General features: G+C 60.0%; 22 protein-coding genes. 18 read left to right on the top strand and 4 right to left on the bottom strand.

The window, feature by feature from the left end:
• Positions 1 to 247 precede the first annotated feature (247 nt).
• Positions 248 to 598 (top strand): hypothetical protein, encoded by a 351-nt coding sequence (locus ACIRSS_RS46555; protein ID WP_400907763.1) that lies wholly within the window; start codon positions 248 to 250, stop codon positions 596 to 598.
• A 2-nt stretch (positions 599 to 600) separates the two neighbouring features.
• On the opposite strand, the gene ACIRSS_RS46550 is transcribed toward ACIRSS_RS46555, so the two are convergent.
• Positions 601 to 1497, bottom strand: coding sequence for a hypothetical protein (locus tag ACIRSS_RS46550; protein WP_400907760.1), 897 nt, complete (start codon positions 1495 to 1497; stop codon positions 601 to 603).
• Positions 1498 to 2157: 660 nt separating this feature from the next.
• On the opposite strand from ACIRSS_RS46550, the gene ACIRSS_RS46545 reads away from it, so the two are divergent.
• The 11 genes from ACIRSS_RS46545 to ACIRSS_RS46495 all read left to right on the top strand — a co-directional run bounded on the left by ACIRSS_RS46545 (position 2158) and on the right by ACIRSS_RS46495 (position 10202).
• Entirely contained in the window at positions 2158 to 2469 is a 312-nt protein-coding gene (locus ACIRSS_RS46545) for a hypothetical protein (protein ID WP_400907758.1), read from the top strand.
• The gene (locus ACIRSS_RS46540) at positions 2466 to 2729 is read left to right on the top strand and encodes a hypothetical protein (protein WP_400907756.1); all 264 of its coding nucleotides are present in this window, start codon (positions 2466 to 2468) and stop codon (positions 2727 to 2729) included. The genes ACIRSS_RS46545 and ACIRSS_RS46540 overlap by 4 nt, the downstream gene beginning before the upstream one ends.
• Before the next feature lie 115 nt (positions 2730 to 2844).
• Positions 2845 to 3117 carry a hypothetical protein gene (locus ACIRSS_RS46535; RefSeq protein WP_400907753.1) on the top strand — a complete coding sequence of 91 codons (273 nt, stop codon included), beginning with the start codon at positions 2845 to 2847 and terminating at the stop codon, positions 3115 to 3117.
• Between the two features lie 47 nt (positions 3118 to 3164).
• Positions 3165 to 3293 carry a hypothetical protein gene (locus ACIRSS_RS46530; RefSeq protein ID WP_400907750.1) on the top strand — a complete coding sequence of 43 codons (129 nt, stop codon included), beginning with the start codon at positions 3165 to 3167 and terminating at the stop codon, positions 3291 to 3293.
• 173 nt (positions 3294 to 3466) lie between these two features.
• Positions 3467 to 3643: a hypothetical protein gene (locus tag ACIRSS_RS46525; protein WP_400907747.1), complete on the top strand. Its 177-nt coding sequence runs from the start codon at positions 3467 to 3469 to the stop codon at positions 3641 to 3643.
• Entirely contained in the window at positions 3643 to 5907 is a 2265-nt protein-coding gene (locus ACIRSS_RS46520; protein ID WP_400907825.1) for a TraM recognition domain-containing protein, read from the top strand. Before ACIRSS_RS46525 ends, ACIRSS_RS46520 begins: the two co-directional genes overlap by 1 nt.
• A 157-nt stretch (positions 5908 to 6064) precedes the next feature.
• The gene (locus tag ACIRSS_RS46515) at positions 6065 to 6838 is read left to right on the top strand and encodes a replication-relaxation family protein (protein ID WP_400907745.1); all 774 of its coding nucleotides are present in this window, start codon (positions 6065 to 6067) and stop codon (positions 6836 to 6838) included.
• An 82-nt stretch (positions 6839 to 6920) separates the two neighbouring features.
• Complete coding sequence (locus ACIRSS_RS46510) at positions 6921 to 7286, top strand: helix-turn-helix domain-containing protein (protein WP_400907742.1); 366 nt, start codon at positions 6921 to 6923, stop codon at positions 7284 to 7286.
• The gene (locus tag ACIRSS_RS46505) at positions 7270 to 7941 is read left to right on the top strand and encodes an ImmA/IrrE family metallo-endopeptidase (RefSeq protein ID WP_400907739.1); all 672 of its coding nucleotides are present in this window, start codon (positions 7270 to 7272) and stop codon (positions 7939 to 7941) included. Before ACIRSS_RS46510 ends, ACIRSS_RS46505 begins: the two co-directional genes overlap by 17 nt.
• Positions 7931 to 8338 carry a recombinase family protein gene (locus tag ACIRSS_RS46500; protein ID WP_400907737.1) on the top strand — a complete coding sequence of 136 codons (408 nt, stop codon included), beginning with the start codon at positions 7931 to 7933 and terminating at the stop codon, positions 8336 to 8338. Before ACIRSS_RS46505 ends, ACIRSS_RS46500 begins: the two co-directional genes overlap by 11 nt.
• Positions 8319 to 10202: a recombinase family protein gene (locus ACIRSS_RS46495; RefSeq protein ID WP_400907734.1), complete on the top strand. Its 1884-nt coding sequence runs from the start codon at positions 8319 to 8321 to the stop codon at positions 10200 to 10202. Before ACIRSS_RS46500 ends, ACIRSS_RS46495 begins: the two co-directional genes overlap by 20 nt.
• 123 nt (positions 10203 to 10325) lie before the next feature.
• Here the strand turns inward: ACIRSS_RS46495 and ACIRSS_RS46490 are convergent, their stop codons facing one another.
• Complete coding sequence (locus ACIRSS_RS46490) at positions 10326 to 10772, bottom strand: hypothetical protein (RefSeq protein ID WP_400907731.1); 447 nt, start codon at positions 10770 to 10772, stop codon at positions 10326 to 10328.
• Positions 10773 to 11002: 230 nt separating this feature from the next.
• Here ACIRSS_RS46490 and ACIRSS_RS46485 point away from each other — a divergent pair, with 230 nt between their 5' ends.
• Positions 11003 to 12001: a hypothetical protein gene (locus ACIRSS_RS46485; protein ID WP_400907728.1), complete on the top strand. Its 999-nt coding sequence runs from the start codon at positions 11003 to 11005 to the stop codon at positions 11999 to 12001.
• 397 nt (positions 12002 to 12398) lie between these two features.
• Here the strand turns inward: ACIRSS_RS46485 and ACIRSS_RS46480 are convergent, their stop codons facing one another.
• The gene (locus tag ACIRSS_RS46480; RefSeq protein WP_400907725.1) at positions 12399 to 13193 is read right to left on the bottom strand and encodes a hypothetical protein; all 795 of its coding nucleotides are present in this window, start codon (positions 13191 to 13193) and stop codon (positions 12399 to 12401) included.
• Positions 13194 to 13198: 5 nt separating this feature from the next.
• Positions 13199 to 14026 (bottom strand): hypothetical protein, encoded by an 828-nt coding sequence (locus ACIRSS_RS46475; protein ID WP_400907722.1) that lies wholly within the window; start codon positions 14024 to 14026, stop codon positions 13199 to 13201.
• Positions 14027 to 14166: 140 nt separating this feature from the next.
• Here ACIRSS_RS46475 and ACIRSS_RS46470 point away from each other — a divergent pair, with 140 nt between their 5' ends.
• From ACIRSS_RS46470 to ACIRSS_RS46450, 5 genes are all read left to right on the top strand, one after another.
• The gene (locus ACIRSS_RS46470) at positions 14167 to 14544 is read left to right on the top strand and encodes a hypothetical protein (RefSeq protein WP_400907720.1); all 378 of its coding nucleotides are present in this window, start codon (positions 14167 to 14169) and stop codon (positions 14542 to 14544) included.
• Between the two features lie 580 nt (positions 14545 to 15124).
• Positions 15125 to 15262 carry a hypothetical protein gene (locus ACIRSS_RS46465; protein WP_400907717.1) on the top strand — a complete coding sequence of 46 codons (138 nt, stop codon included), beginning with the start codon at positions 15125 to 15127 and terminating at the stop codon, positions 15260 to 15262.
• A 1-nt stretch (position 15263) separates the two neighbouring features.
• Complete coding sequence (locus tag ACIRSS_RS46460; RefSeq protein ID WP_400907714.1) at positions 15264 to 15431, top strand: hypothetical protein; 168 nt, start codon at positions 15264 to 15266, stop codon at positions 15429 to 15431.
• A gap of 6 nt (positions 15432 to 15437) precedes the next feature.
• Positions 15438 to 15701, top strand: a complete 264-nt coding sequence (locus tag ACIRSS_RS46455) for a hypothetical protein (RefSeq protein ID WP_400907711.1) — start codon at positions 15438 to 15440, stop codon at positions 15699 to 15701.
• Between the two features lies 1 nt (position 15702).
• The gene (locus ACIRSS_RS46450; RefSeq protein WP_329054961.1) at positions 15703 to 15885 is read left to right on the top strand and encodes a hypothetical protein; all 183 of its coding nucleotides are present in this window, start codon (positions 15703 to 15705) and stop codon (positions 15883 to 15885) included.
• Positions 15886 to 15926: the final 41 nt, after the last annotated feature.

Raw genomic sequence — 15926 nt, 5'->3', positions numbered from 1 at the left:
CCCCCCCCCCCCCCCGCCCCCCCCCGCCCCCCGCCCCCCGGCCCCGCCAACTCCTTAGCTTGTCTTTTGGCTGCGGTGGTTGTGCTTCGTCCGGTGTGTTCACGGACGCGCAGCAGGAAACCCCGTGCCTTCCCTTATCTCAGTATGGCACGGAACTATTAAAACAGTATGAACTACTGGGCAGATTACAGAAGCCGCCAGGCAAGGTGTGTTATTATGGCGGATTATGTAAGAGTGAGATTTAGATATGGCCGGTTGGGAAAGTTTTGAAGTTAAGCCGTTTCCTCAGCGTGAGAACCCGTTTCGTGCCACCGTATTAGGTGGTGAACCGTGGGATTCCGGGGTGATTCGCATTGAGCCGCCAGCAATGCTAAGCCAAGAGTTCCTAGACAGCCCGTCAGAGTACAGCGACGCCCACAAATTGACGTTCTGGGCCACATCGGAGGCTGAGGGAGCCAGTGGCACACTTATTCGTTTTGAAGGTGGCAACGTAGACCACGATGCCGCCGACAATCGTGGTATGTTGGAAGAAACCATGAGAGATCTTCTCGATAAGCTAGGCGGCCTCGCAAGTAATCGCTATATAGATGGTGTGTAGCTTTACTGTGTGCAGTCGGGCAGCTTAGCCCACAGCTCATCGCCGTTCTTGGTGTAGATAGCCCGGGCATACTCAGCCTGGTTGCCGGGTGAAGGCACGATCTTGAACCAGTGGTTACTACTCCTGTCGGGTTCACCCTTGGCTGTATCCGTGTGCGCCATCCTTCCTTCATGCTTGCAGGTGGCGCGGGCGGTTTCACCATTGGTATACATCGCGTTATAACGCTGGTCAGTGTCCGACCAAGACGTTCCGGGGAAGACCTTGATTGTGTTGAAGCTTGCGCCGAGGTCGTCGAAGATCAGATCTTGATCGGTGCCTTGCGGCGTCTCGTTGTTACCCATCTGACTAAGGTAGAGGAAAGCCGCCCCGCCTCCGAGTACAATAGCCACGACCGCACAAATTGCGTAGACGGCCGGCATGGGGATAGTTACGCTTTTCTTGCGCTTTGGCTCTGGGGTTTCCTTCTCTTCCGGGACGACTTCCGTAGGCGTATCCAGATCTTTGGTTGGCAACTCTTTTTCTACTTCAGCTGGGTCAGGGACCTCCGGCTCACTTTCAGCCGTTATTTCTAGCTCTACCTTGGGGATAAAACCGGCGGCAAGCGTCAGCTGGGCAAGCTCACTGACGAAGATAGCTTTATAGCGTTTGCCTTCTGACACGCTCAGCGGCAAAGCTTTCCATCGCTCTTCAACCGCTTTAGTGTTATCGAATGTCGGTGTCAAATTGAACGTGCCGTCAAACACGCGATTGAACTCGTCCAAGTTATCTGGACGAAGCTTCTTCTCGGCGGCGGTTTCTGGATGAGGGATTTCGTCTCTAAGTGCCCACATCTCAGTACGGACATGCCGGCGGATTTTATCGTCACCCCATGCTGGAGGAATCCTGAACAGGTCGCGCAAGTCTGGAAGCTTATCCGAGAAAAATGCTTGCAGGTTGGACCGCCATAGTCCTTCCCGCGTGCCCAGCGTTCCGTACTGGGACTGAAGCTGCTTCTGGTAGTGCTCCTGGGGCGTAGCTGGCTCCACCACTCAAGATCCTCTTCGCTAAACACGCAGGTCGGTGACGTTCCAGGGTATCTAACCTACGGTCCCGTAAGTTGGGTAGTCGTGCACCGGCAGCTGTTACCGAACGGTGACCCTACGTGAGAATGGTCTAATCCAAATCGGTAAGGAATCCCTGCGTAAGCTTTATGTTAAGCATGCCCCGATGGGGTGAACGATTGCTGACCGACTGCTTAGTAGCAATGATGCCGTGAGATCTTGAACGGTCTGCTGAGCGGTCTGATTTTGCACCGCAAATGCCGTCTGACCTGCACTGACAGGTTTGAGTGATCGTCAGACCGGTCTAAAAACCCGTCTGGCTGATTGACAGCGCTAGACGGCCTACTTGCGACGGCCTAGCGTTGATCACGTCCGGCGGAGAAGTCACCCGCCGTGAGAGCAACTCCGCTGTTTCTCAACTCCACAGTGTGCTAGCGCTATGCCTACATCCGATTGCTTTATGCGCCCTGGCTTCTGCCCGTGGCGCTATTTCTCTATGCACGAAAGAAGGTTACGAAGATGAACGAAATGCAGCAGTGGCAGTCCAACCCGCTGGTCAACCTCGACCGGCAGGGACGCGCCATTGTCCGGCATGCGAACCACGCCGTGCTCGCCGAACAGGCCAAGGCCGTCGAGAGCGCCACCGTCATTCAGAACACGACGGCCTTGGCGGACGGTTTGATGACGTCGCTCGACCGTCTGCGGCGGCACGAAGCACGAGCTGCCGCCGATGACCCGATGGTCGCCGACGAATACGCCCGTATCCGGCGGTTGGTGGCTGACCTCGGCATGAACGAGATTCAGCGTTACGGCCAGCGGCCCTGGCTGTGAGTGCGCTGCTGGCGGCCGGGGCGCTGTTCGTGGCCCTGGCCGTCCTCGGCGGCTGCTACGCCCACGACAAGGGTTGGTTCGGGCGCAAGCCGCCTGACCGGGGCGTACTGGCCCAGATGGAAGCGATGCGGGTTCAGGCCCGTATCGCCGACGTGGCCAATGCCGCCGAAGACCACATGGACCAGTTCATCCGGCAGCGCCGCCAGGACGGCCCCGTTTGGCCGCCTACCGATGTCGATCACAAGGACACCAGATGGTGAACACCACGCTGACCATCGCTCTGACCTGCGGGGCTTTCCTCGCCGGCCGGGCGTGGCAGTGGCTCAAGTGCGCCCGTCAAGCGATGGGCTACAGGAAGACAGGAAGGAACAAGCGTTGACCACGAGTACGACCCACCCGGAGGACGACGACCGGGTGACCGAAGTGCGGTTGCGTCGCTTCGCCAAGCTGGTCGGTGACGTCACCGAGCGACTCGAGCGCCTGGAGGAATCCAGCGCCTTGACGGTCTTCATCCAGGACGGCCTTATCCAGGACGTCACCAAGCTGCTGGACCGGCTGGAACGTGAACAGGCCCGTCAGCGGGAGAAGTTCATGAAGACGGACGTCTTCGAGGGTCCGGAGGACCACGAGGACTACCAGCCGTCGTGATGAAGCCACCGCCCAGTGGGAAGGCCACGCTGATCAAGGTCTGTGCCGTGATCGTGTTCGTGGCCTTCTTTGGGCACGCTCTGGCTGACATCGCCATGATGCTCTCGGCTTGGATTATCGGGTTCGGGGCTGCGGCGGTGCTCGGCATGGTGATACTCCGCCGGTTCTGGCGGTAGTTGTAATTTCTACGGCTTGCACCCGGCGTCAAGCTCAGGCATAAGAAAAAGTAAGGGTGCAACGAATGGGTGGAAGCGTGCGACTTGACGTGTCCACGAACCCCGCCCCGTTTCTTGCCTGAGTATCAACAGATAGCACCGCGGCCGGCATGGTCGCGGTAAGGGAGTTTGTTATGCCCAAGAAGAAGCGAAAGCTGGTGATAATCGCCAAGCCACGGCCGTTCGACGAGGAAGCATGGAAGCGGTTCATAATGGCCTACGCCTACTACCTCCACGACGAGAAGCTCAAGGCGGAACGTCCGCCGCGTGAACTTGACGATGACAGCAAACCGGGAGATGAGCAGTGCTGATGTTGCTAGCGCTCCTGGTTGCCGCCCTGTTTCTGGGCGGCTTTGTCATATGTGCGTCACTTGCCGAAGCGGAAGCCTGGCGTAAGTCGCTGGTCTTCTACAGGCTCAGCTTGCCGACCGATCTGACGACTAAAGACGTGGCGGCATGGTTGTCACAAGTCGGCGCGCAGACCATTCCGCCGCGCTTCTCGATACTGCCGACGTGGCCGATTGGTCTTGAGGTCGAAGCCACGCATAGCGGTATCACGCACACGGTACTGGTGCCGGAGAACCGCGAACCGGCCCTGTTGGCTTCCCTGCGCTCGTCCCTGCCGGGTGTGCGGATTGAGAAGGTAGACGACGCGGAGCCGGTGGACTTCACTGCTGGCGTCGAGCTACGGCTGACCAACAACCAAATACCGCTTGGTGACAGCCGGGCCGCCACTGCCGCTAACGGTGTCTTAGCCGCTATGCAACCGATGCCCTACGGTGCTCATGTTCGGATGCAGTGGTTGTTTGCTGGCGTGCGCAGTTCGGCGGTTGCTAGTAGCGGTTCCGACCCTTACCGCTGGTTGGCTAGCAGTGAACCGGCTGACCGTGACGCCATCCGCGACATACGCCAGAAGCAGCGCGCACCGATGCTTGCCGCTGTCGGCCGAATTGTCGCTAGTGGTGACACTGACCATGCCTACGCCAGCGTGCACCGTGTCGTGGCGGCGATCAGGGTGCTGGAAACGCCGGGTGCTCACCTGTTATGGCGCATCGTCCCGAACTGGCTCGTGCAAAAGCGTGTGAACCGTCGGGCGCTGCCCCTGTTTGCCTATCCGACGATGTTTAACACCCTGGAGGCGGCCGGCCTGGTGGCCTTCCCGCTTGACGGTGCGGTGTTACCTGGCGTACATCGAAGCGGTAGCCGTCAGCTGCCCCCGGCGGTCAACATGCCACAAAACGGCACTGTCTTTGGCATGAGTGCCTATCCGGGCACGTCCAAGCCCCTGGTGGTTAAGCCGCTTGACCGACGTATGCACACCTACGTGCTCGGGCCAAACGGCACCGGTAAATCAACGCTGCTCGCCAATATGGCGTTACAAGATATTTCGGCCGGCCGCGGCTGTGTTGTGCTTGACCCGAAAGCCGATTTAGTCACAGAGATACTTGCTCGCTTTCCTGAAAACCGCCGGGACGACCTCATCATCATGGATGCCAGCGACACGAGTAACCCCGTCGGTTTTAATCCGCTATCGGTCGCTGGCGGAGAACACCGCCGGGAGCTGGCCGCTGAGACGATTACCCATGTACTGAAGGATATCTACCGCGAGTTCTGGGGGCCGCGAACTGACGACCTGCTACGTGCTGCGTTGCTCAGCCTGGTTTCCGTGCTCGCGCCTAACGGTGAGCCGTTCACCCTCACGGAAGTGCCGGAGCTGCTGACGAACGCCAGTCTGCGGCGCTACGTTGCTAACCACCCCAAGCAACATGACCGCTGGCGGCAGTACTGGCAGGAGTACGACCAGCGCTCACCTGCTGAACAACTAAATATGATCGGTCCGGTCCTGAACAAATTACGGAGTTTCACGCACCGTACCAGTTTGCGGCTGATTCTTGGGCAGGGTCGCGGGGTTGATCTGATGGACATCTTCGCCAAGCGAAAAGTCCTTCTGGTGCCACTGTCGGAGGGACAAATTGGCCCCGAGGCGGCGGCGCTGATCGGCTCGCTGATTACCGGTGCACTGTGGCAAGCGACCTTGAGCCGTGCCAGTATTCCGACTGAACAGCGCCATATGGTCGGCGCATATCTCGATGAGTTCCAAAATATCGTGAGGATTGCCGACGATGTGCCGGATATGCTGGCACAGGCCCGAGGGTTGGGCTTGTCGCTGACGCTGGCGCACCAATACGTGAAGCAGTTGCCGGAGGCGGTACGGGCGGCCGTCCTCGGTACGACACGTACGCAGGTGTTCTTTCAGCTAGACTATGAGGATGCGCAGCTCGTCGCCAAGCGCGTAGCACCTGCTCTTACGGCCGATGATCTGATGCACCTCGCACGGTACGAAATAGCAGCTCGGCTGTGTATCGACGGGCAAACCCGCTCACCGATGACGGGAACAACGCTCGAATTGCCAGCGGCTACGGTCGTCCCTGAGCGCCTCCGTGAAAGTAATGCAAGCCGTTACGGCAAGCCACGGGCTGACGTTGAGGCGAACATACTTGCTCGTTCTCGTCCGTTCACTGAAAAGCGCTCTACTCGATTCGGCGAAATACCGTCTGACGGAGGTCAGCAATGACCTGGCCGGCTGTTGACCTCGACGTTGACCTCGCCCGCTTGGTCGCAAGGGGTCTGACCAGGGAAGACGGGCAGTTAGCAACAACGAAAGATAGGCCCCTGCTAAGGGGTATCTCATGACGGCGGCACCGAGGCCCAAACGGGTGCGGGCTGGCTACGTGGACCAGCTCGAAGGCAAGCTCTCGGAGCGGGACTGGAAAATTTTGGGCGAGGTCAACCGGCTGCATCTCGCTACTGGCTCACAGCTCGACCGGCTGTTTTTCTCGCATCTTTCCGGCCGTTCTCGTATTAGTTCCCGCTCTCGTGCCCTTTCCCGACTCGTTTCGTGGCGTGTTTTGGAGCAATTACCGCGCCGTATTGGTGGCGACAAGCGAGGGTCGAGCGTGGCTGTTTACGCGGTTGGTATTGCGGGTAAGCGGCTGCTGCAAGGGCGGCTTAGCGACGATTCTAGCACGAAAAAGCAGCGTCGCGTGGCTGTTCCTGGCGAGCGGTTTATGGCGCATGTCCTTGGTATCTCGGAACTGTACGTGCAATTGACTGAAGCGGACCGCGATAAGCGTCTGAGGCTCGCCCAATTCGTAACTGAACCGGCAGCCTGGTGGCCGGATGGGCGCGGCGGACTGCTAAAACCCGACGCCTTCATTGCTCTTGAGGGTAGCGCTGGTAAACGGGTATTTTGGCTCGAACTAGACCGGGCAACAGAGAGCGTGCCAACGCTCGGGCGAAAGCTGCGTGCATATCTGGATTTCGTCCGACGTGGAACGGCTGGGCCGTATGGAGCCATACCCCGCGTGCTTATCACCGTGCCGCACCAGCGGCGATATGAGAGCACGCTTCGGCTGCTGGATTCCCTGCCCGGACCTGCCATCGAACTGTTTGCGGTTGTGCTTTACGGAGACGCTTTAGAGTGGCTTGCAAAAGAGGTGGAATGATGACCTGGTAACAACGTTGCATTTTCTACGGTGTCCGTAGACACCGCTTGATGCTATACTCGTGTTTGAAAGGAGGTGAGTAGTGACAAAAGAAAGTATTGGAGCATTGGCGGAGTACCTTAAAGTGAAACGCCAGGGTGCCGACCTGAGCGTGAGAGAGTTGGCAAGACTTGCCCGTGTTGACCACGGCTACATTGTCCGATTGGAAAGCGGCGAAAAAAGCCGCCCGTCAATCGAAATACTGCTGCGGATTGCGGGAGTGTTAGAAGCTGACCCCACCGAGGTACTCGCGCTTGTCGGCGTGAAACCCAGTGAAGTATTGCCGTCGATGACGGTTGTGCTGCGCAGCAAATATAACTTGAGTGAGGCTGAGGCGCAGGAGGCTGCTCGGCTCATAGAAGAACGATATGGACGTAAGGAGGTGAAAGACAGTGAACAAACCATATGACACAGAAGTACCGACTGATCTGCTGCTGCAACTGCGGAAGCTGATGCCAAAGCGGTCACTCACCAATGCGCAAGCGATGACCGTTGCGGAGGTGCAAGCTCGACGGCTGCGGAAGCTGCTTGGTATCACCCGCCCTGACGCTGATCTGACGTGGATGTTGCGAACGCCAAATGTGGTCGTTAAGGGCCTGGCGGCGCACGAGATTCGAGACATAGCCAAGGGCGACGCTAGCGGCCTAACCACACGACTTAAGAACGGTGACTACTTTATCGCTATTAACCGGAACCGTAACCACTGGCATCGCCAGTTTACCCTCGCCCACGAGATCAAGCACTGGTTGGACTTTCCGTATGTCGACACGGTGTATGGCAAACTTGGTTACGGCAACACTGAGATGCGGGACCGGCAGATTGAGCGTATCTGTGACCACTTCGCGGCACACTTCCTGATGCCAGCAAATCTTTTGAAGAATGCGTGGGGTAACGGCTTCCAGGACGTCACTGCCCTGGCCGGCATGTTCAATGTGTCCGAAGAAGCGATGCAAATACGCCTGACGAATGAAGGATTCATCGGTAACGATATGCCGACGATCAGCTTGTTTCGACGGGTGGGGCTAGTGGCGGAATTACCGCAGGAGTGTTCCAATGTTGCCTAGAGCTGATCTGTTAGAAGTGAACACAAAAAGTACTCAGCCGTACGCGGTGATGTTCTTGCGTGCTCGGTATCTGGGGCACGGCGACGGTCCGGCGCTTGAACAAGCCATGATTGAGCGGCAGCGTCAGGAGTGTCAGGCCATTGCTGATGAGCTCGGTGTGCAGGTCATCCGTGAGTATGTAGAGCACGGCGGCACAGGAGCAATCGCCAAGCGTCCGGAGCTTCGGCTGATGCTGGAAGAACTACGGTCGCTTAAAGATGTGGCTTACGTGATTACCGTTGACCCGGAACGGCTAGCCCGACATGGAGCCGACCGGGATGCGATCAACTTTGAGCTAGAAGCAAGTGGCGCGAAACTCGCCACGAAGGGAGGGATTTATGGAGAAGAACAGCCTTAACCGGCGGGTCATGAAGGCGGCCCAGTTACCGCCTGAACTTGACCACCTGGACCCTGACGAACTGTCGTGGGCGGTTGCCTACTACCGCGTTTCGACATCGGAGCAAGCGAACACGAGTTATGACGATGACGGCTTCTCGATTCAAGCGCAGCGGGAAGCGGCACACCGAAAAGCCGACGATCTGAGCAGTAAGATCGTTCAAGAGTTTGTGGACCGGGGCAAGAGTGCGCGAACGGCTAACCGCCCTGAGCTGAAAAAGCTGCTGGCTTACTTGAGCGAGCACCGCGAGGTCCGCTACGTCATCGTACATAAGCTCGACCGCTTGGCGCGGAATCGTGAAGATGACGTGCAGATCAATATGGTACTCGCCAAACTGGGCGTCAAGCTTGTGTCGTGTACTGAGAACATTGATGAAACGCCCGGCGGCAAGCTGGTCCATGGCATCATGGCCAGTATTGCGGAGTTCTATTCGGGTAACTTGAGTGAAGAAGCTCGTAAGGGTCTGCGCAAGAAAGTGGAGATTGGCGGCACTCCTGGTAAGGCTCCGCTTGGCTATCTGAATATCCGCGACAAGCGCAAGGGTAAAGACATTGGCCTTGTCGTCATTGACGACGTGATGGGTCCAATTATTCGTCGAGCATTCGAGTTGTATGCCACCGGTGAATACACGCTGGGCAGCCTGACTGATGAATGTAATGCTATGGGCTTGCGTATGCCGGAGACAAAGAGCCTTCCTGAGCGGCCGATACAGACGCAACACATGCATCGCATTTTGCGGAATCCGTACTACATCGGCGTGCTCGTATACGGTGGTGTGATGTACGAGGGTGGTCACGAAGCGCTGATCGACGAACACACCTTTGACGTCGTGCAAGCCGTGCTGACCGCTCGCAACCTAAACAAGGACAAGCGGCGAAAAGCGCCGCACGCCCTTAAGGGTGCGCTGCATTGTGCGCAGTGCGGCCGGCGTCTGGGTATCTCGGCACCGAAAAACCGCTACGGTGTCACCTACCCATACTTTTACTGTCTGGGGCGGCAGCAGGACACGGACTCGTGCGATCAGCCGTATGTGGCGGTTGCCGATGTTGAGGCGCACGTTGGTGAGTATCTGAACCGGAATGTGCGCGTTATGAAGCCGCGCCTTGAGGAAATTAAGCGGTCTATCTTGGCGAACTTCCAAGGGCACTACGCCGACAACGAAGCAAAGATTGCTGAGTTCCATTCGCAGATTCAGAGCTTGCGGCAACGCGCTAAGAAGAACAAAGAGGCTTATTTCGCCGAAGCCTTGAGCCTCGACGACTTCAAGGCTGAGCAAGACCAGACGGCCGGAGCGATCAAGGCGGCCGAGCAGTCGATAGCTCGGCTGACGGTTGACCTGGAGGCCGTAACGGAGCGACTGGAAGAAGCGTGCAGCTTGCTCGTGGACCCGCAGCGCGTCTTCCAGGAAGCACCCCAGGCGCTACGGCTGATGTTCATCAACATGCTGTTCGAGAAGCTGTGGGTGTTCGGTCCGGACGTCGTTGGCTGTGAGTTGCGGTCTGGGTACCGCGAGTTGCTGACCGCTGAGGCGCGGCTCGACCTTGACCGGGAAGCCGCTGAGATCGTCTACGGCGAGCCAACCGACGTCCCGGCGCAGCCGACCTACTACCGCCAGCGGACGCCGCTGAGTGACGGCGACAGCGCCGAAGACGAGCTAAGCCTGTTGGCCCGCCTCTGGGGCGTAGAGCGTCCAACCGGCGAGCTGCCCGTGGATAGCAAGAACCCCGCCCCACCAGCGGTGGGACGGGGTTCAAACTTCAATCATCTGGTCGGGCTGACAGGATTTGAACCTGCGACCCCTTGCCCTAATCGACAGACGATCTGACGTCGTTTGCGTACCCCACGACCACGGCTGACCTGCGGAAACCTGGGCACTGTCGGTGGTTGTTGGTCGCTGTTTGGTGGTGCCGTGTGGCATGTATGTGACACGAATTTCTGGCCAGCGACGCTACTGGTCTGGAAAGAGGGCCGAGACGGCGTGGTGAGAGCTTTCGATCACAGTACGTGCCATGGCTGGCGTCCACAGCTCTTGGCCTGCTCCGTGCACTGTCTTGTTGCGTAGCAGACGGCCGGCATCGAGGCGGTCGCCATCCCAGGCGGGCTTCGGCAGCAATCCCTGGCGCTCGGCAGCCTTGACGAGGTCGACGAACGGAATCTTTGTGCTCGCTTTCAAGCGGGACCGCAGAGCCACTTCCACGGCGAAGATGGACCATGTCCCTCCGACGGCGAACAGAGTGTAGGCGTAGTAGCCCTGGGTGTAGAGGTCTCGACTTGCTGCGAGTAGCTCTGCGGCACCTTGGGGTGTCGAATCGGTCCTAGGCCACGTCGATGCCTGCCTGCGTAGCTCGTGGTACCCCGAGTGCGCCGCCCCGTTCAAGCCTGCGAAGTTGATCATTCTTGGGTCCGGAGGAGGGGGCTCCCCATGACCGAGATCCGCTCCCGCTGGAGTCCAAATAGTCATGTAAAAATGATAACAAGATGGCCTAGGAGCACGGCCAAACGTGGTGGCTATTTGCGGCCTCCGTCGGACGCTGACGGCTCCTAGCAAATAGGGCGAACGAGTGTAACGCGAGAAGTTGTCGCGACGACTATGGACGATCAAGGTCATCTAGGTGAGGAGTGGTCGTGGGGTCAGCCAAGCAGTCGAGAAGTACACCGTTTGAACTTGCGCACCCTGTCTACCTCGATACTCCGATGTTGGTTAGTTTCTTGGCTGCGCTCGAAGATGGGGTGAGTTACCACAGCGAAATTGCTGAAAAGCAAGCGCAGTCTAAAAAATCGACCGGCGAGGCGTCCGGCACAGTCAAACTTCCGAGCCTTGCGTCCCTACTGGGGTTGAATCTTTCTGTTAATGGTAAGTACTCCCGAGAATCGGGTGGTGATCAAAGTACTGAAAGCAAGTTCATTCGTGAACACACATCCGCATCACTTTTCAATCGTCTGCGATCTCGTTTGCACGCGGACGATCTTGTGCGTGAGATACCGGAGGGTGGCTCGATAGTCGACGTAGTTTCCGGTGACATCGTGGAGGTTGCGGGTCAGTTCGAGGCTACGCCGCTGCGCCTGCTGATCGACTTCATGAAGAACGTGTACCCGTTCGCCGAGGAGGATGCAAAGAAGGCGCTCGCGGCCCTCCCGGAAGTTAAGCGCAATCAGCGCCGATCTGGCTCTCAGCAGGGACGAGCTGACGAATTGCATCAAGTCGATGCGGCGCGCGAAGAGATCCTGAAGCGTATCGAAGAGCAGGAAGGGATCATGCGTACAATTGAGATATTGGAGCGCGACCTCTTGTCTTCGCCGATGGTTGACTTGATATTTCGACAGTCTGGATTCTCTGGACTGGTAACTGCGAATCGCGAGTACTTTACCTCGGAGGTGGCGGCCGCGCTTGTGGGTGGCCGATTCTCCATGATCGGTAAAGTTACCGCAGTGGATGTCAGGGAGAATGCTTCTAATTCGGTTGTCCGTAGGGGTGGAATGGGAGCATTTGCAAATAGTATCGTTGTGCCAATGTTGAAGCAAATGAGAGAAGATATGCCAATTCACGGTGTCGAAATAGAGTTGCCTGAAGCTCACATTGGAGGACATTATATTCAGGTTATTCCCTTGGCTATCTTTGTCTAAGAATGCCAGTGAATATCACTTCTTAGTGGGTGGTCTTTCGGCATCTCGTCGACCTGGCGCAGCCCGATCACGCCGCGTCAAGGGGGCACGATCTGTCCGACCGCCGCTTGCCTGCTCGGCCGCCCCCTTGACGCGGCGTGATAGCCCTCCGGGAGGTCGACGAGATGACGTTTGGCCACACACGGACGCAACCGCCGCGCTCGGCCCGGCCATCTCGGAGACCTGCCCGTCCGGCGAGGACATTCTCTTCTTCTTGAGCTGCGGCCTTCGGTGCAGCCGCCGGCCGGTCGCGTGGGTGCCGGAGGCGGGCCCCGCGCGTGCCGGCCGATAGCGGCGCGGCCCCGAAGGGGCCGCCTTGAACAAGAAAAGAAACTCTGAACACAACGTCCATCCCGGACTACGGGCGGAGCTCGACCGCCGCGATGGCCTTGTCGTCGTGCCGCTTGGCCCGGGGGAGTGCGACGGCGTTGGGGTCGGCTTCGTCCTCCCAGGACTGGCACTGCTCCAGGATGGCGGCGAGCTGGGCATCGTCCGAATGGGACACCTTCGGCCAGTCGTCAAGTCCGAGGTGCGCCATGACGTCGTAGGCGCCGTCGGTGGCTAGCACCGCCCACGGGACGTCGTCGGCGGGGACAGTTTGCAGGACGGCATGAGCAGCCGCGTCCGGATTGGCCTCTGCGATCCAGTAGCCGCCTTCGCGGTTCCGGTGAGCAACCTGCTGTGTCTGAAGCTCGCGCAGCAGGTCTCGGTGGGTCTGGTCGTACCCGTGTCCGGCCGCGAGCCGCTGACGGTAGGAATGCCTCGGTTCGAGGTCGAGAGCGTCGATCCGCTGATCTGTCACGACGCCGGCAGGCAAGACCGCGACGCTGTCTCCGAGGGCGAATACGTCGACTTCGTCCCCTCGCTGGCGAAGGATTGTGACGGTGCTCGATGGCGAGTTCCCGGGTTCGAGTTCGAGCCGATGCGTGGTGCCTTCGATCGCGCTGCGGACCACCTCGCGAAGGTCGGCGTCCGGGTGGTCCGTCAAGCCGCGGGCTATCCGGTGTCCGAGGTCGTCGGCGTAGACCGATGCCGGCACTGGGATCGGTCGAAATGCCGACGCGCCATCCAGGACGATGACGGCGTTCGGCACCACGAAGATCTTGTCGTCGCTGGCATCGATGCCAGGGAGCTGCGCGGTAGTCACCTGCACCCGACTCACCACCGGAATGGGCCGGCGGCGAGTTCGCTCCCGGTGATCGTGAGCCCGTCGTAGCTCGCTCGCACGATCAGGGAACACTCGTTCTCACGCATGTCGCTGAACAGCTCGGCGAGGTGGCCGGTCAGGTAGTGCGTCGCGCCGAGCGAGCCGATTCCGTGAATACCGGCGATGTGCAGGACGGTTCGACCGTCGATCCGGTGCCGCGCGACGTAGGCGATGTCGGTCGACTCGCTGGGCTGGTCATCGGCGGGGGAGCGGTAGCGCTCGCCGGTCTGCTCGTGCTCGATCCACCAGCGGCCCGCGTCCTTGATCATGCTCAGCACCGGGTCGCGTTCCATCAGGTTCGCCGCGACGGGTGCCGACTTCGGGCCGCAGACGACGACCGCGTCGCCGTCCGGCAGTGCTTCGCGGTCCGGCTCGATCTGGAAGCGCGTGGTCGCCAGCGACAAGCCTTCGACGAGGCGTTCGAGCTGTTCGCCGGTCTGCGCGTCTTCGGCAGCGATGAGTGGCCGTTCTCGGTCCGTGGTCTGATAGCGCCAGGGCACGCCAATGGCGACCGGACCGACGCCGAAGAACGCGCGTTCGGGTCCAGGCGCTGTCGACCGGATCTGTGTCACGCGGCCCTTCGTGATCCCGAGGGCGGCGGCGATTTCGGTGTAGCTCATGCCGCGCAGCCGGTGGGCCTCCTCTATGGCCTCCTTGCGCAGGCGAGCGAGTTCCGTCGCCCGCTGCTGGTAGACCACGAGCAGCGACGACGCCCGCTGTCCACGACGGATCGGGTCCGGGTCGTTGCGGACGCTTTCGAACTCGCTCTCGGCCTCCATGCACCGAGAGTTTAGACCCCCTTGACACCTCTGGCGAGGGCGGCGTACCTTCGTGTTTAGACCCCCTCAACGACGATTGATGACAACGCGCTTCCGGTGTTTAGGGGGTCTACACCGAGCGGTTGACCAGGAGGTTGGACATGCAGGACATCCCGTTCGTCAGCTCGGGCTACCGGTTCATGGTCACGGAGGCCCCGACGATGAAGATGCGCGAGGTCAAGGGGGAGCTGCAGCCCGCGACGGACCGGGACGGCGTGCCCGCGTTCGTGGTGATGCTGTTCGCGAAGCCGCGTCCGGTGGAGGGACGTCGGCCGGGCAAGGGCGAGGAGATCAAGGTGACGCTCGCGACGGACCCGGGGGAGGGGTTCGACGAGGGCACCTACGTGGAGCTGATCGACCCGGTGTTGAACACGTGGCAGACGACGGGGGATGACGGCCGGATCACCGGCTCGGGTCTGTGGTTCAAGGCGATGGGTCTCAAGCCCGCCGGGTCGGGTGCTGCGCAGCGCGCCGCCTGATGCCGGCCGAATGACCGGTGGGTGACCGGTTCGCGCGGCGACCTCCCCGGCCGTTGCGTCATCACCACCCTGGAGCCCTTCCCAAATAGGTTGGCTGCCCGTTTCGAGTCGGGCGAGGGCACTTCGTGTTCTTTGACAAATACAGAGTGGGCCGATCCATGCCTAAAACCGCGCTGTTTGTGGTGGCGCGCCTCGATTCCCGGCCGGACACGTCGTCCGGGAGTCCTGGGGTTCTACCACGGAGTTTCGAGCGGAAGGAGTAGGCGAATGGGTGGCGCAATGAACGCGGTTCGGGGTGGGTTGTCGTCGTACGACCCGCACGGTCCGAAGCGGTGTTCCTGAGACCAACCACGTCTGTTCGGCGAGTTTCTGGCTGTCACCGACACGGATTGCCACGTGCACCGTGTGCGGCAGCCAGTGCCAAATGTGAGGAGGAGAAGGCAGTGACGTACGTGTTTTGGGCGGTACTGGTGGGGCTGCTGATGTGGGCGGTCCCGGTGCTCGGGGTTCTCGCGCTGGTCTCGGGGCTGGCGCTGGCGTGGAAGGCCGGACGGTGAGCCGCCCGGTGAAGGTCGGTGTGGTGATCCGCATGCTCGCGGCCCGGCTGGAACGGGAACGGGCCGCCGCGATGACGGAACCGACCGAAGACCTGGGCTGGCAGGCCGGGTTCTGTGAGGGCCTGAAGCACGCGCAGCACGTGATCCGGAACGGAGGCTGACATGCCGGAAATCCTGGCGATCATCACGGCGGCGAACGAGGCATACCGCGCGTTCGTGGCCACCAGTCCGGATCGGGAGATCAAGGTCGCGGTCGGGAACGCGGTGCGGTTCCTGGCAGCGGACCTCACGTCGGCGGCCGAGCTGGTCGCCACGACACGCGAAGGGTAAGCGGCAATGCAGATCGCGGCACTCAACCGGCGGGCGCAGCAGCGCTACGCGACGTTCGTGTCCAACATGGACATGGTCGCCGAAGTCCTCGGCGAGGTCGACAAGCTGATCGACAAGTACGACGAGGGCGCGATGGCCGACTCCTGGACCATCGCCACGAAAGACGAACTCAAGGCGCTGCGGACGAAAGCGTTCGACGAACTGGACCGACTGCGCATCCTCGGCAAGAAGCACGAAGCCGAGCTGATCTCGCGAGACTGGAGGTTCTGACATGGCACACCAGGTCGACCGGGTCGTCGACGACCTCGGTTCCACGCTCACCCAGCTCAAGGAGTCGATGCGCGGGATGCCGCTGCACAAGAACGGCTTCAAGGCCGCGCACGACCGCATGGCCCGCGCGATGGGCACGCTCACCACCGAGCTGACCGACGCCCGGACCGCCATCAAGCCCTGATCAACCGCACATGATCCGTTTCGCACGAGACCGGCCCCAGC

The sequence above is a fragment of the Amycolatopsis sp. NPDC101161 genome (genome assembly GCF_044768185.1).
GTDB lineage: Bacteria > Actinomycetota > Actinomycetes > Mycobacteriales > Pseudonocardiaceae > Amycolatopsis.
This window is presented reverse-complemented; position numbering and strand designations above follow the sequence as displayed.

What these genes read in the sequence shown, in the direction of transcription:
- ACIRSS_RS46555 (WP_400907763.1), top strand. Translation starts at nt 248, where the DNA reads ATGGCCGGTTGGGAAAGTTTTGAAGTTAAGCCGTTTCCTCAGCGTGAG.
- ACIRSS_RS46545 (WP_400907758.1), top strand. Translation starts at nt 2,158, where the DNA reads ATGAACGAAATGCAGCAGTGGCAGTCCAACCCGCTGGTCAACCTCGAC.
- ACIRSS_RS46525 (WP_400907747.1), top strand. Translation starts at nt 3,467, where the DNA reads ATGCCCAAGAAGAAGCGAAAGCTGGTGATAATCGCCAAGCCACGGCCG.
- ACIRSS_RS46520 (WP_400907825.1), top strand. Translation starts at nt 3,643, where the DNA reads ATGTTGCTAGCGCTCCTGGTTGCCGCCCTGTTTCTGGGCGGCTTTGTC.
- ACIRSS_RS46500 (WP_400907737.1), top strand. Translation starts at nt 7,931, where the DNA reads ATGTTGCCTAGAGCTGATCTGTTAGAAGTGAACACAAAAAGTACTCAG.
- ACIRSS_RS46495 (WP_400907734.1), top strand. Translation starts at nt 8,319, where the DNA reads ATGGAGAAGAACAGCCTTAACCGGCGGGTCATGAAGGCGGCCCAGTTA.
- ACIRSS_RS46490 (WP_400907731.1), bottom strand. Translation starts at nt 10,772, where the DNA reads ATGATCAACTTCGCAGGCTTGAACGGGGCGGCGCACTCGGGGTACCAC.
- ACIRSS_RS46475 (WP_400907722.1), bottom strand. Translation starts at nt 14,026, where the DNA reads ATGGAGGCCGAGAGCGAGTTCGAAAGCGTCCGCAACGACCCGGACCCG.
- ACIRSS_RS46470 (WP_400907720.1), top strand. Translation starts at nt 14,167, where the DNA reads ATGCAGGACATCCCGTTCGTCAGCTCGGGCTACCGGTTCATGGTCACG.
- ACIRSS_RS46460 (WP_400907714.1), top strand. Translation starts at nt 15,264, where the DNA reads ATGCCGGAAATCCTGGCGATCATCACGGCGGCGAACGAGGCATACCGC.
- ACIRSS_RS46455 (WP_400907711.1), top strand. Translation starts at nt 15,438, where the DNA reads ATGCAGATCGCGGCACTCAACCGGCGGGCGCAGCAGCGCTACGCGACG.
- ACIRSS_RS46450 (WP_329054961.1), top strand. Translation starts at nt 15,703, where the DNA reads ATGGCACACCAGGTCGACCGGGTCGTCGACGACCTCGGTTCCACGCTC.